Source organism: Paenibacillus sp. Mc5Re-14 (assembly GCF_001049835.1).
GTDB classification, from domain to species: domain Bacteria; phylum Bacillota; class Bacilli; order Paenibacillales; family Paenibacillaceae; genus Paenibacillus; species Paenibacillus polymyxa_C.
In genome coordinates this window covers 2624834-2638726 of the sequence record NZ_CVPD01000001.1, presented here as the reverse complement: position 1 = coordinate 2638726, position 13893 = coordinate 2624834, and the positions used below count along the sequence as shown (strand labels likewise).

Genomic DNA, 13893 nt, shown 5'->3' with positions numbered 1-13893 from the left:
GCGCGAGATTCTGTTTCAAAATCATCTAATTGGAGGTTTCCCATGCCAGCAAACTACTCTTACACCAAAACGTCTGATGGTTTCCATGTGATCATTACGCCAGCTTCGAATATCCAAAATAAAAATATTCGAAGCCGGATCACACAGCAAACCGATTACGGGATTAATGGGGGCTTCTTTTACCCTATCAGCACCACAAAACCACCGACTCAAGGTTTATCCATTGCGGTGACACCTAATAACACTCACGATATTAAGGCAAATGCCAAAGAGAATAGTCGAGGTACTGCATTTATTTTTACGGAAAGCAACAAAACAAAAATAGGGATTACCCGTACTTCAAGTGTGACGGATCTCAAAAAACAAATGGGAACGACCATTAAGTACAAATCCATTATTAGCGGCGGTAGTCTGTCACTGAAGAATGAGGAAGAAGTATGGCTCAAGGAGCTGAAAGAGATTGAAAATTTCGATCTGAATGGAACCTTGCGATACACCGAATCCATCGGACGGACAGGCTTGGGCTTCAAAGTCGTCAATAACATTTGGCAGGTCTACCTGGTTGTTCATGAAAATGCGACGCTGAAACAACTTCGCAACTATTTTATCAAGCAGGATTGCTTCGAAGCCATTCTTCTGGATGGTGGAGGCTCGTCCGGCATTCAGGTCAAAAATTCTGCAGGCACTATGGTCAAATATGAGCAAACACGTTATATCTACAACATGGTGAAACTTATTAACATCACCTAAGCCTTATGACGTGCTCCATAGGAAGTAAGGAGGCCTTACTGGCCTCCTCCTCTACAAATCATCCAGCACGACCACTTCCAATGCTAGGAAAACAGGTGTTACAGGGTACACATAGGAGACTTCAATGGATTGCCCCACCTGTAATTCTGCCGGACGGATTAATTGCCTCCGCTGACCATCCATCTGCTTATAAATATGTGTGTCTGGAACGGATATATAGACCGATTGGATAGGCTTCTCCGTTGGATCTTCACTTTGAGGTAGTTCTTGAGCAAATTGAACCGGCTGTTCAAATCGGATCATATAATCCATGCTGGGGGCTGCCAATGGTTGTTCGATCTCTCTATCCATTTTTTCGATGCTTTTAATTTTAGCACGCCCCGTGTATACCGTTGTGCTTTCCAGGCGTTCTAAATCAAAAATGGATTGAGCCACCACTTCATTTGTATCAGGTTGTTTAACTGGCGACGCCGATTCCGTTTTAGAACATGCCGACAATAAGGCTGATACAAGTAAGACTAGGACAAAAACTCCTTTTTTCATCAGTGGTCCTCCCTAATCTGGTTTATCATTTGCGACTTACTAATAAGACGTGACAGGAACAATTTGGTTGCTTTCATCATGTATTCATCCATTACTATTTCGAAAGGTGTGTAGTTTATATGTTAAAAAAACTCGCTCTAACCGCTCTTGCCGCATCAACACTTCTAGTGGGGAGCTCCATTACGGCAAGCGCCGATTCTGCCGTGAATTACGACCATTTGCTTTCAGCAGGGACCACTAACGCTTACTTGGCTATGGAAGATGGATCTTCATTTTACGCAACGGGAAGTAACGGCAATGGCAAGCTCGGCGTGGGCGCTGGCGGAGGGAATAATAAAACAAGCCCGATACAAGCAGATGTATCTGACATCGCTATGATTGATGCTGGTGATTTGCACTCAACCTTGCTCAAAAAAGACGGAACGATCTGGTCTTGGGGGTTTGCAAGTTACGGCGAACTAGGAACGGGGAACAAGCGGGATACGGCAAGAGTCCCTGTTAAAAACAAATATATTGATAATGTTAAGGAAGTGAGAGCAGGAGGTCAATTTACACTTGCCCTCAAAAATGACGGTACGGTGTGGGCTTATGGAGAAAACAACTTTGGGCAACTGGGCATTGGCACCAAAGGAGTTTCCGCCTTTTCCGTTAAGCCTGTCCAGGTACAAGGCTTAGAAGATATTGTAGCCATTGACGCTGGTGACAGTTTTGGCGCAGCTCTAGACAAAAATAATCAGTTATGGGTATGGGGGCGTGGTTATGATGGCGCTCTGGGACAGGACGATAAAGAAAACCAGCTTACCCCTGTTCAATACCGAATTGATGATATCAAAACCTTTACCGCTGGAGCTGACCGTATTTATGTATTAACGAACAGCGGGGAAGTATACGCTTCGGGTAGCAATACTTCTGGTAAGCTGGGGGATGGAACCTCTACCTTTAGAAGATCACCTGTATTGATCAACATTTCCGACGTAAATAGACTGAAGGCAGGCAAAACCCAAACTTTCGCGCTGAAAAATGACGGAACTCTTTGGGGTTGGGGAACTAATAATGAAGGACAGGTAGGTGACGGGACCGATGTATTTTCTGTTAAAGTCCCATCCCAAGTTGTAGATGACACAAACACGCCACTAACCGATGTAGTAGCATTCAGTGCAGCAGGAACCCACTCCCATGCTTTGACAGCCGATGGGACGGTCTGGTCCTGGGGATTTAATAGAAATGGTGAACTGGGAATTGGCAATACCAAGCAACAAAATGCAGCCACTAAAACCAACTTCCCGAATCCATTTTCAAAATAAGCATAGCTCTTCCGTGCTTCTCAATCTAAAAGAAGCCAAAGTAGCAGTTCAATCAACTGCTGCTTTGGCTCTTTAATTTTACTTAGGAGCTGCTTATTACAAATAAGCCTATGATTATGTATGAACAGAAGCGCTTCACAGCTTCTGAAAGATGGTAAGGAAATTTATTTACAGAGCTAAGGCCTCTTCCGTAATCTTTTTGATATCAATGGATGAAGGCGTTTCTTCCTTTACCATATCTGGTAGGATATTTTCCAAAAAATATTCAACGCAGTGTAATTGAATATTCTTGATTTTTACAAGTGCATTACGGTACATGACTATAAATTCTTTTTCCGTATTTCCCCGCTGAAGCTCGGCAAATGCTTCATACACCTGATCCATTTTATCCGCTACTTCTAAAATTAAACCTTCAACAGAATCATCTTTACCTTCTCTTAGCTGTTTGCGGAAAATCGCTTTAAAATCCTCGGGAATATTCTCTTCAATAAAATACTCAATCATACCTTCTTCGACCTGCTGGATTAATAGCCGGAGTTCCTTGGAGGAATGCTTAACAGGCGTCTTAATGTCTCCAATAAAAATCTCCCCATAATCGTGACTGCTGGTAATCTCGTATAGCTTTTTCCAGTCAATGCAGACACCGTTTCTCTCTTCAATATCAGCTAGCGTTTTGGCATATTGTACTACTTTCCAGGAATGAGCCGATACACTATGTTCCTCGAATTTAAACTTGCCCGGACAACGAATAATTCTTTCCAACTCATTTAGCGATCGAAAATAGGTGTGAATCCCCATCCATGCATCCATCCTTTTAACGGTATGAGATTGTAGATATAAACCAACTATAAACCTCAACTATTAACAGCAGATTATCGCAATATCAAGTTGAATCAACCCCATATAGCACATAAACAAATTTTGCTATACACTTTATATAAAAAAATTAAAAAGTGGTGAAATCGTTGTTTAAAATCTTGCTGATTGAAGATGATGAAACTTTGTTCCATGAAATAAAGGACAGGTTAACTCAATGGGCCTATGATGTGTACGGTATACAGGATTTTAGTAAAGTCATTCAAGAATTCACAACGATAAAGCCTGATCTGGTCGTGATTGATATTCAATTGCCGAAATTTGATGGTTTTCATTGGTGTCGAATGATTCGATCCCACTCTAACGTCCCGATCATCTTCTTATCATCGCGGGATCACCCTACGGATATGGTGATGTCGATGCAGCTTGGAGCGGATGATTTTATCCAAAAACCCTTCCATTTTGACGTACTGATTGCAAAAATACAGGCCACACTTCGCCGTGTATACAATTACAATACAGAACCTGTTTCCCTGAAAACATGGCGTGGAGCGACGGTCGATTATGAAAAAAATGTAGTAGCCAATGAGGCTGGCTCCATTGAATTAACCAAGAACGAGATTTTTATTTTGAAGCTGCTGATTGAACAAAAAAATAAAATTGTCGCACGAGAGGAATTAATTAAAAGCCTCTGGGATGATGAACGTTTTGTCAGCGACAACACCCTGACCGTCAACTTGAACCGCCTGCGTAAAAAATTGGACGAGCTGGATTTGGGCCGTTTCATTGAAACGAAAGTGGGGCAAGGCTACATGGCTACAGAAGAGGCACCTGCCTATGATTAAAAAATATCTGAGGGAAAGGTTGAGCTGGATTCTACTGTTTGTGTGTCAGCAATTCCTGATCCTGTTCATCGCTTATGTGGATGCAGCAATTCCATTAATGCCGATCCTTTATATCGTCTTCTTATCTATGATGATTTTCTTGGTTTTTTTAATCATTCGCTATCTCAAAGAAACTAAATTCTATACCACATTAGAAGAATGGGAGAGCCCTCTAGAACTAACAGGTATAGGCGAACCAGAGAGTCCGTTTGAGCAAATCATTGAACAAAAAATCACTGACCAGACCGAACGGTTACAACAGATCATCTCGCAAAATCAACTAACACTTGAACATGAAAAAGATGAACTACTATCCTGGATTCATGAGGTAAAAACACCTTTAACCACCATGCATTTGATGATTGAGCGGTTGGACGACAAGTCCCTAAAAGCTCAGTTAACCTATGAATGGCTACGAATTCACTTACTGCTGGATCAACAGCTCCATCACAAACGCATATCTTTTATTGAAAATGATCTATATGTCGAGCAAGTGGATTTAAAATCTCTGGTTTTTAAAGAAATCAAAGCATTACAGTCATGGTGCATCCAAAAAGGGATCGGTTTTGACATCCGACTTGAGCAAATGGAAGTGCTAAGTGATGCCAAATGGCTGGCTTTTATCATCAGACAGCTCTTAACCAATGCCATCAAATATAGCGATGCCAGCGATATTATCATTCACAGCTATGAACAAAGGGATCGAATACAGCTTGAGGTCCAAGACTTTGGGCGCGGTATTGATCCGAAGGATATACCTCGTATTTTCGAGAAAGGTTTTACATCCACGACCCAACATTCTGATCATACTTCGACGGGCATGGGGTTATATTTAACGAAAAAGGCAGCGCAGTCCCTGCTCATACATATAGATGTGCACTCCAAACCGAACATGGGTACTACCTTCACTTTAATTTTCCCCAAACGAAATGATTTCGTAAGTATGCTGAGCATGTGACAGAGATGTCACATGCTTTTATATACTGTTCGCCCAATCAAAGGAAAATCATCGGTACGATTTTTATAATAAGGCTACAAGAACAATAAGGAGTGCATCGAAGTGAATATTTTAGAAGCACATAAGATTCACAAAAGCTATGGTAATAAGCTAAATATGCAGGAGGTTTTGAAGGGAATAGATATCGTTATTGAAGAAGGTGAATTTGTCAGTATTATGGGAGCCTCCGGTTCAGGTAAAACCACACTGCTAAATGTCCTCTCCTCCATTGATAAAGTGAGCCACGGTTCCATTAAGATCAATGATATCGAAATGACGAAAATGAAAGAAAAGCAACTGGCTGAATTCCGCAAAAAGCATTTAGGCTTTATTTTTCAGGAGTATAATCTGCTGGATACGCTCACCGTGAAGGAAAACATCCTCTTGCCTCTATCTATCACCAAAACGCCTAAAAAAGAGGCTAACCGAAGATTTCAGGAAGTCGCTACAGAACTGGGGATTTATGAGCTCAAGGACAAATACCCCAATGAAATCTCAGGCGGGCAGAAACAGCGTACATCTGCGGCTAGAGCGTTTATTCATGAGCCTACTATTATTTTTGCCGATGAACCTACGGGTGCGCTTGATTCGAAGTCGGCATCCGATTTATTAAACAAGCTGGGTCAGCTGAACCAAAAGCGCAAGGCAACGATTATTATGGTCACGCACGATCCGGTTGCAGCCAGCCATTGCAGCCGCGTTATTTTTATTAAGGATGGGCAAATGTATACGCAGCTTCATAAAGGCGTGCAGGAGAGACAAAGCTTCTTCCAGGATATCATGAAAACCCAAGCGGTCTTAGGCGGGGTTCAACATGAACATTAATCTACTCATTCTTAAAAATCTGAAAAAAAACCTGAGCAATTATTATCTCTATGTTTTTGCTCTCATTTTCAGTGTTGCGCTCTATTTCTCCTTCGTCACATTACAGTACGATCCCTCCATGGACGAAGTGAAGGGTTCTGTTAAAGGTGCAGCCTCCATACGGGCAGCTTCTGTTTTACTGGTCGCTATTGTCTGCATTTTCCTTATGTATGCTAATAATATTTTTATAAAAAGACGCAGTAAAGAAATTGGTTTATTTCAATTGATTGGAATGACTAAAAACAAAATTTTTCGCATTCTAAGTGCTGAAAACTTAATTTTATACTTCGGTTCGCTTTTCGTCGGAATAGGGGTTGGATTCTCCTTTTCCAAACTAGTGATCATGATCTTATTTAAGACGACGGGTGTTGAAGCCATTGCCACTCTATATTTCTCTAACCAAGCACTGACTCAAACACTCATCGTTTTTGTTGTCATCTACTTACTGATCATGATCATGAATTATTCTTTTATCAAAAGACAAAGTATTTTGTCTTTGTTCCGAGTGACCTCAACCACCGAAGGGAAAATCAAGAAAATAACGATCTTTGAGATGATCATCGGGATCATTGGCATCTCGCTTATCGCCTTAGGTTACTATGTTTCCTCCAGATTATTTGGTGGAGATTTTACATCCTTAAATGAACTATTTATGGCGATGGTGTTTATTTTGGGCTCTGTCATCATCGGGACATTTCTTTTTTATAAAGGATCCATCCGCTTTATTTCCAATATCATCAGAAAAAGCAAAGGCGGATATTTAAACATCCATGAGGTGCTGTCCCTCTCATCCATTATGTTCCGCATGAAATCCAATGCTTTGTTGTTAACCATTATTACGACAGTATCGGCACTTGCTATCGGTTTACTATCCTTAAGCTATATCGCCTATTATTCTGCGGATCAAGCAGCTGAGGACAATGTACCTTCCCATTTTGCCATGACGAATGTGCCGGATGCGGAGAAATTCAAAGCGTTACTTCATGAACATGATATAAAGTATCGAGAAAAGAAAATTGAAGTCATTCAAGTCAGTGTGAAGACAGCACAAATTATGGAGACTCCTATGGAACCATTAAATGATGGTACGGATTCCATGACACTGCCTGTCATTAGCGACCAATCTGTGGAGGGTACGGATGTATCTCCAGGCCAAACGGTTTTAACGGGCTATAATGATATGTTACAGAAATTCATGTCCTTGAAAGACTTTGGACCCTTGGATTTGAAGGGAAAAACAGAAGTCATACCTCAACAATATGTGGGTCTAAAAAGGGATTATGTCATTCCTTACTATTTTACAGCCGGGGGGCTACCCACTGCCATTGTAGATGAAACCATCTTTGAGCGGTTAAAAAAAGACGTAAATCCTAAGATTCAGAAGAAGTCATCCCCATATATTGGAATTGATATACTAAATGAAGCACAGATCAAAGAGGCCGATCGACTGTTTGCATCTGCGAATTTTAACGATCAACAAACATCACAGCTTGAAATGAGCAGCAATCAGAAGAGAAATATGGGAGTGATCATGTTTGTTGTTGGCTTTTTGGGACTGACCTTTCTCATTACATCAGGCTGTATTCTTTATTTTAAGCAGATGGATGAGAGCGAAGACGAAAAGGCCAATTATACTGTATTGAGAAAGTTAGGCTTCACCCAAAGTGACCTGCTGCGAGGCATTAAAATAAAACAACTCTTTAACTTCGGCATTCCGTTAGTGATTGGCCTATCACACAGCTATTTCGCCGTCCAATCCGGCTGGTTCTTGTTTGGAACCGAAGTTTGGATGCCTATGATCATCGTAATGGTACTATACACTGCCCTATATTCCATTTTTGGAGTTCTATCCATTCTGTACTATAAAAAGGTCATTAAAGCAGCTTTATAATCAGTCATACGCCCAAAAGTCTCTGGCAAAAAAGTGCCAGGGGCTTTTCCAAATATTTGAGCATTTTCGTTCCTGCGTGTACAATAAAATAACTATCATCGTAGCCCCAAAGGGGGAGAGCCTATTTTATTATTACTCATCAATGGCATCGGCATTATAGCGAATATTATACTCGGTTCCTCTGTAGGGGTGGCTATTATCGTAGGAATCGTCTTTTTCCTGATCGGCTTCCCTGAGTTTAAAAAATCGCCCAAACTCACGAAAAAGGCTAAAAAAGATATCACTTATATTATGTCAACATTATTAACGCTTGTGATATTCGTAGTTATCGTTTCTTGGAATATTCATACTTCAGGTGACCTGTTTCTTGAAGGTCCGCTAACACCGCAGATGAAGCTTCACTGGGGGCAAAAGGTATTGATATTGGGGTTGGTGGAAGGTCTATGGGCTGTCATCAGTCTAAAATGGCTGTTGCCCATCTTTTTTGATCCGCTGGATCTCAGTAAGAAGCAAATCCTTGTTTTAGTGAGCGGGATTGCACTTAGTATGATTTCAGGCATCTATGCGATGCTTGAAGCAAGTTAAAAAGTCTCGCCCTTCTCTGTTAAGGACAGGAAGAGCGAGACTTTGTTATTGATGGCTTCCCTCTATAGAGGCTCGTGTGAATGCTTAGCGCAAAGGCTCAAATCCCTCTGTTTGCTTCAGAATCTGCTCAATTTCCGCGCAGGTCTCCGGTTGCAAAGTCACCTCGACTGCTTTCACATTTTCTTCGATTTGTGCCGGTTTGGTAGCCCCAATCAGTGCAGCGCTGATACCCGGTTCTCTCAGAATCCAGGCAAGCGCGAGTTGTGACAGGGTGACACCCAAATCCTTCGCCAGCTTATCCAGCTCCTGAACGCAGTTGAGAACGGTATTGTTCATGTAACTGCTGATGACATTATTGACAGAGGCATCAGCCCCGCGACTCCCCGTCGGTATAGGTTGTCCCGGTTTGTATTTACCCGTGAGGATGCCTTGGGCTAGAGGTGAAAATACAATTTGGCCGATGCCTATCTGCCCGGATACGGGAAGAACCTCATGCTCGATATAACGCTCGAACATATTATAGATCGGCTGATTGGCAATCAGCGGCCGCAGATTCAGCCTTTTTCCGATACCATAGGCATCCGTGAGCTGGGCGGCACTCCATTCACTGACCGCAGCATACAAGATCTTGCCTTGAGCCTGAAGATCATCTAGCGCCCGCAGTGTCTCTTCCAACGGAGTATCTGGATCATAACGATGGCAGAAGTACATGTCGATATAATCCGTGCCGAGCCGCTTCAAACTCGCCTCACATTGCTCCATAATATGCTTGCGTGACAGCCCCCTGTCATTGGGACCGGAATCCATAGGAAAGAATACCTTAGTAGAAAGCACATAGCTCTCTCTCCGATAAGGCTTCAATGCGGCTCCCATAGCCTTCTCGCCTTCTCCACGGTTATACGCGTTCGCGGTATCAAAGAAATTAATCCCAAGTTCAAAGGCCTTGGCAATACAGGTATGAGCTGCTTCCTGTTCGGCGGCCGTACCGTACGTTAACCAGCTCCCCAGTCCGATTTCACTAATTTTAAGACCGCTGTTGCCTACATTTCTATATCTCATATCTACTCCTTCTTTCATAAGAAGCTTGCATTTTTATATATCTTAACATGTAAACCCTTTCATTAAAACAAATAATAAAGGACTCGTGGAGTTACATGAAGGGACATCTACCACCCTACTTGTTAGGGCAGTAGATGCTTATTGTCTCATCATCTCAAATTATATTTATATGCTTCCTCCAGGGAAAAGCGCATCATATGCAGGACAAGGCAGTTTGTCGAGAAACTCCTGAAGCTGCTTGGGCTTATTTTTGTAAATATCCTTTAAGGACGTTCCGTTATAGATATTACCGATGACTACAGGATGGCATAGTTCACAGATTAGGATGTCCCCGTTCCCGTGCAGATGGAGCTGTTTTTTACCATCAACACAGTTGGAAAAGTATACCCCCGGTTGCTCCTTAAAGCCCAGCGCCTCAGCAAAACGGTCCATACAGGTAAAATACAACACAGTATCGTCTTTTTTATGCGCAATCAGGTCATGAACGGAACGGACAAGTGCTTCCTTGGTGGAGATCGCGTTCCAATTCGTATGATCCATCACGATGCTGTTTTGGATTTCATGGATGCGTACACCGAGTTCGTAAACCTTTTCACTGATCGCTGGCATGTTGTTCTGCGTCTCTTCAAATAACAATGTCTCCAGCACCGTTTCCAGCTTGGCTTCGGTACACAAACGGATATTTTGAACGATTTTCTCATACATACGAGGGTGAACATGATAATAGGCTGCATATTTATCGGCATCCGTGAAGTTAAAGGAGATATGAATATTGGAAAGTCCTGCGTCGCGCAGTTTCTCAATTCGTTCAGGGCTGAGCAAGCTCGCATTGGTATTAAGCTGGGTTGCAATTCCCTTGCTCGAACAGTGAGCCACGATGTCCAGACAATCGTCATACTTTAAGGTTACTTCGCCCCCGGACAGTCGCACACGTTTTAACGTTGGAATGTCATCAATAATACCTATGACCTCTTTGCTGCTGATGCATTGTCCGTCGTTCCGCTGATATGCGCAGCAGTAATCACACTTGAAGTTGCAATTAGAGGTGACCCCGACTTCCAGTCCCTCCAGCTCGTAGATGCCCGGCTTTTCCAGCTCAAGTGCTTTATATTTGTTCTCTATACTCAATTTCTTATAATCCTCCCGATCTCAGGCTTGTGTCTTGAATTCCCTTGAGATTATACAGAATGAGAGGGGTTTGTAGATATGACATTGGTAACGGTGAAAATGGAGTTCCGACATTTTGAATTAATACAAAAAAGAAACCTGCATCTAAAAAAATAGGTTTCTCGACGGTCTTAAAAGCCTTAAATGTATGTTTTTTAAAATTATAGTTGCACTTGCTTAGCTACATCTGAGATACGCTTGGATATATCCGTGACATTTTGCAGACCGAAATCAAGACTTTTCGCCAAATATTTATTAAAAAAATCAGGGACAATTCCGGTCATATGATAAAAGAATGATACTTCAGTTTTCCAATCATTCTCAACCATTTGATGAATGTTCACGAGACCCTTTTTAGAAACAAGATCGATAATTGTTTTGATTTTCGTTGGTTTCTGAATCGGAATTAATTCATCGAGCGGTTCAATCTTCAAATAACCTTTTCGATGCAAAGCTGCGTAGAAGTTTCGATGATCTTTTGGTTTAAGATGTCCCAAATGGGCTGCCCTGTATCCCAACACTTGCAGTGAAGTTTTCCATTTCTTTTTCAAATCCAAGTAATTATCCGGATTTGTGATATGGGTCACATTTTGCATATCAAGTGTAAATTCATCTTCAGGTAACAAGAATGCTCCAGCAAACATATTCGCTTCATTCTCAATAATTTTGTGTTCTTTTCTATCTAAATTAGCAAATTCAAGACGATAATGAAGCAGTAGATGCCCCAGTTCATGTGCTATATCAAAATTTCTCCGAACAGCTGATCGTTTCATATTCCCTAATATGATATAAGGACGATCGTTTCGAGTCCAGAGACTATAAGCATCAATCTCCTCACCCATTGCCTTCTCAAAGGCGAATACTCCACTTTTTTCGACTAGAAACATAAGATCGTCATTTGTATCTTGCGCTAGGCCTAGTCTTTTACGTGCCAAATGAGCAACTTTATCGATTTGAGTCGATCTATCGTCATCTGAATGGTTTAGATATTCGATAACTTCATCCCTTAAACTAATAATTTTGAGGGTAGGAAGGCTAATTCTGGCTGTTATATAGTTAATAAAAGCATCTAAATATTCAACATGCTTCGCTTCCGCCTGCGTCTTAGAGATAACATTCAAAACTTTTGAACGATAAGCGATGTTCATTACGTTTACGTTAGCAGGTGTCGTATTCCGTGCGAGCATGTCTTTAGTATAGAAATATTTGCTTTTCACCTTAAAAATCCGCTTTAGCTCATTCACAATTTGCATTTTAGGAGATGTATATGCATTCTCGTACTGCCAGACTGCTTGTTCTGTAACACCCAACATTTCAGAGAGCTGTTTTCTTGAATACCCATGCATGATCCGTAGATTGATCAAATTTTCACCTATGAACATGCTGCTCCCCCCTTATTTTGACTAACCCCGTCTTGTTTATCTAGTTGTGTTGCTCTTCTTCCAATATCCCGATATCGAAAGCTGCTGGGTCCATAATATCTTCATTCATTTCTGGCGCCACTACTTCGCGATCTTCTTCAGTTAAATCAGCTCCAGAAATAAGGCTTGAGAGGTCTTCTATCAGGTAAGCGATATTATCATTGGGATTGGGTAAATAATGCATCACTTCAGATATCTGATATGCCTCATCAAGTGCGTATGTGAGTATATGGAACTCATTATAGGATGATTTAAAGCTTTCGAGTTCATCTTTTACCTGGCTCTCTAAAATCAGAAAGGAAAGTTGTTCCGGTATTTCCCCTGTTTTCGAGGATTGCTGAGTAGAGGAAAACAATAAATCTTTGTTAATTTTTGAAAGTTCATGAAGATAGGTACGACGTGGACCTTTCCTCCCGTAATTGTTAGGTAGCTTTGCCTGTGAAAAGCATTGCTCATTGAAATAAGCCGCATTCTTAATAAGAAAAAGAATTTTAGAATCTCCGTGGATAAATTGGAGATAGTCCCACGTTAATCCAGCCTTCGATTTTTTATATGTAAAACCGTAATCAACGCACTCTTCTGCGATCTTACTTTCGATAAAGTTACCCTTGGTCCAGGCAAAAGCTGAACTGATCTTCATTTTTGCTTTTCGATCTTTACGATGCTCAATATAATCGCGGTATCCATCTACGATAGCATCAACAATCATTTTATTGTGTTTGGAATTAAATTTGAATTTATCCATATCCATATCCATCGCTCCGATTCATAGGTATGAAGAATACCTACATTTTAATCGAAATTCGAGCTTAAGGAAATGATTTTTTCTGTTTTTTTTAAAGTTTAACCTGTATATTGAACAAAACCTTTATAGTCATTTAGGATTGAAAACGATGTTGCCTTTAAATTATTCTCTTCCTGCCCTCAAATCATTCGTCTGTTGACGAGAAATGGGTACATTAATACTGGTTACTAGCAACTGGAATAGTTTTTTATAAAATATCAGTTTCCAATATTTACACCCCCTCTACAATTGTGATCAATATGTGAACTGGGCATAGTTCTCATTTCCAAATCCATACTGAATATATCTATTGGTAATGGAGGCGGAAGATCGTGGATAAAAGGATGAATTTGCTTATGTTCAGCGGCGATTATGATAAAGCAATGGCTGGACTGATTTTGGCCAATACAGCTCGGGAGCTGGATGTCGAGGTTACGATGTTTTTTGCGTTCTGGGGATTGTCATTGGTTCGTGATCCCGATAAAATGACGCTTGAGGACAAAACAATTTACGAGAAACTCATGGACATGATGACACCCAAAGGGCCTGAAGCCATGCCGCTGTCCCATATGAATTTTAGCGGTCTAGGCAAGTTGATGCTGACGGAAATGCTGGAAGACAATGAAGCACCAAAGCTGATCCATTTCCTGAAAGGGGCCCGGAAGAAAAACGTCAAATTTTATGCCTGCAAACTATCGGTGGATATTATGGGCTTTAAACCGGAAGAATTCATACCTGAACTGGAAATTATCGAGGCCAAAACGTATCTGAAGGATGCGCTCGAATCAGATATGCAACTTTTTATCTAATATATACCCATGCCTTATC

14 protein-coding genes are annotated in these 13893 nt (G+C 41.2%); 8 read left to right on the top strand and 6 right to left on the bottom strand.

The genetic code is table 11. The features are described from left to right. Nucleotides 1–42: 42 nt before the first annotated feature. Nucleotides 43–750 carry a phosphodiester glycosidase family protein gene (locus BN1546_RS11980; protein ID WP_176702331.1) on the top strand — a complete coding sequence of 236 codons (708 nt, stop codon included), beginning with the start codon at nucleotides 43–45 and terminating at the stop codon, nucleotides 748–750. Between the two features lie 51 nt (nucleotides 751–801). On the opposite strand, the gene BN1546_RS11975 is transcribed toward BN1546_RS11980, so the two are convergent. Further along, nucleotides 802–1293, bottom strand: a complete 492-nt coding sequence (locus BN1546_RS11975; RefSeq protein WP_090737625.1) for a hypothetical protein — start codon at nucleotides 1291–1293, stop codon at nucleotides 802–804. A 119-nt stretch (nucleotides 1294–1412) separates the two neighbouring features. Here BN1546_RS11975 and BN1546_RS11970 point away from each other — a divergent pair, with 119 nt between their 5' ends. Beyond that, complete coding sequence (locus tag BN1546_RS11970; protein WP_090737623.1) at nucleotides 1413–2597, top strand: RCC1 domain-containing protein; 1185 nt, start codon at nucleotides 1413–1415, stop codon at nucleotides 2595–2597. A gap of 168 nt (nucleotides 2598–2765) precedes the next feature. On the opposite strand, the gene BN1546_RS11965 is transcribed toward BN1546_RS11970, so the two are convergent. Further along, nucleotides 2766–3395, bottom strand: a complete 630-nt coding sequence (locus BN1546_RS11965) for a YfbR-like 5'-deoxynucleotidase (protein ID WP_013373797.1) — start codon at nucleotides 3393–3395, stop codon at nucleotides 2766–2768. 167 nt (nucleotides 3396–3562) lie between these two features. On the opposite strand from BN1546_RS11965, the gene BN1546_RS11960 reads away from it, so the two are divergent. The 5 genes from BN1546_RS11960 (at nucleotide 3563) to BN1546_RS11940 (ending at nucleotide 8634) form a co-directional block, all read left to right on the top strand. Continuing rightward, nucleotides 3563–4258, top strand: coding sequence for a response regulator transcription factor (locus BN1546_RS11960; protein ID WP_013373798.1), 696 nt, complete (start codon nucleotides 3563–3565; stop codon nucleotides 4256–4258). After that, nucleotides 4251–5255 carry a sensor histidine kinase gene (locus tag BN1546_RS11955; RefSeq protein ID WP_040102519.1) on the top strand — a complete coding sequence of 335 codons (1005 nt, stop codon included), beginning with the start codon at nucleotides 4251–4253 and terminating at the stop codon, nucleotides 5253–5255. Before BN1546_RS11960 ends, BN1546_RS11955 begins: the two co-directional genes overlap by 8 nt. A 102-nt stretch (nucleotides 5256–5357) precedes the next feature. Further along, nucleotides 5358–6119: an ABC transporter ATP-binding protein gene (locus BN1546_RS11950; RefSeq protein ID WP_013373800.1), complete on the top strand. Its 762-nt coding sequence runs from the start codon at nucleotides 5358–5360 to the stop codon at nucleotides 6117–6119. Beyond that, nucleotides 6109–8049: an ABC transporter permease gene (locus tag BN1546_RS11945; RefSeq protein WP_058830951.1), complete on the top strand. Its 1941-nt coding sequence runs from the start codon at nucleotides 6109–6111 to the stop codon at nucleotides 8047–8049. The genes BN1546_RS11950 and BN1546_RS11945 overlap by 11 nt, the downstream gene beginning before the upstream one ends. Before the next feature lie 189 nt (nucleotides 8050–8238). Further along, a complete protein-coding gene (locus BN1546_RS11940; protein WP_013373802.1) occupies nucleotides 8239–8634 on the top strand; it encodes a hypothetical protein in 396 nt (131 codons plus the stop codon). An 84-nt stretch (nucleotides 8635–8718) separates the two neighbouring features. On the opposite strand, the gene BN1546_RS11935 is transcribed toward BN1546_RS11940, so the two are convergent. The 4 genes from BN1546_RS11935 to BN1546_RS11920 all read right to left on the bottom strand — a co-directional run bounded on the left by BN1546_RS11935 (nucleotide 8719) and on the right by BN1546_RS11920 (nucleotide 13026). Continuing rightward, entirely contained in the window at nucleotides 8719–9693 is a 975-nt protein-coding gene (locus BN1546_RS11935; protein WP_058830950.1) for an aldo/keto reductase family protein, read from the bottom strand. A 165-nt stretch (nucleotides 9694–9858) separates the two neighbouring features. Further along, nucleotides 9859–10821, bottom strand: coding sequence for a radical SAM protein (locus BN1546_RS11930; RefSeq protein WP_025675717.1), 963 nt, complete (start codon nucleotides 10819–10821; stop codon nucleotides 9859–9861). A gap of 200 nt (nucleotides 10822–11021) precedes the next feature. Continuing rightward, the gene (locus tag BN1546_RS11925; RefSeq protein WP_090737621.1) at nucleotides 11022–12242 is read right to left on the bottom strand and encodes a spr1629 family repressor/antitoxin; all 1221 of its coding nucleotides are present in this window, start codon (nucleotides 12240–12242) and stop codon (nucleotides 11022–11024) included. A 40-nt stretch (nucleotides 12243–12282) separates the two neighbouring features. Further along, entirely contained in the window at nucleotides 12283–13026 is a 744-nt protein-coding gene (locus tag BN1546_RS11920) for a spr1630 family ClpXP-sensitive toxin (RefSeq protein ID WP_064962866.1), read from the bottom strand. Nucleotides 13027–13397: 371 nt separating this feature from the next. Between BN1546_RS11920 and BN1546_RS11915 the strand changes: the two genes are divergently transcribed. Beyond that, a complete protein-coding gene (locus tag BN1546_RS11915; RefSeq protein WP_058711928.1) occupies nucleotides 13398–13874 on the top strand; it encodes a DsrE/DsrF/DrsH-like family protein in 477 nt (158 codons plus the stop codon). The last annotated feature ends 19 nt before the right edge of the window (nucleotides 13875–13893 follow it).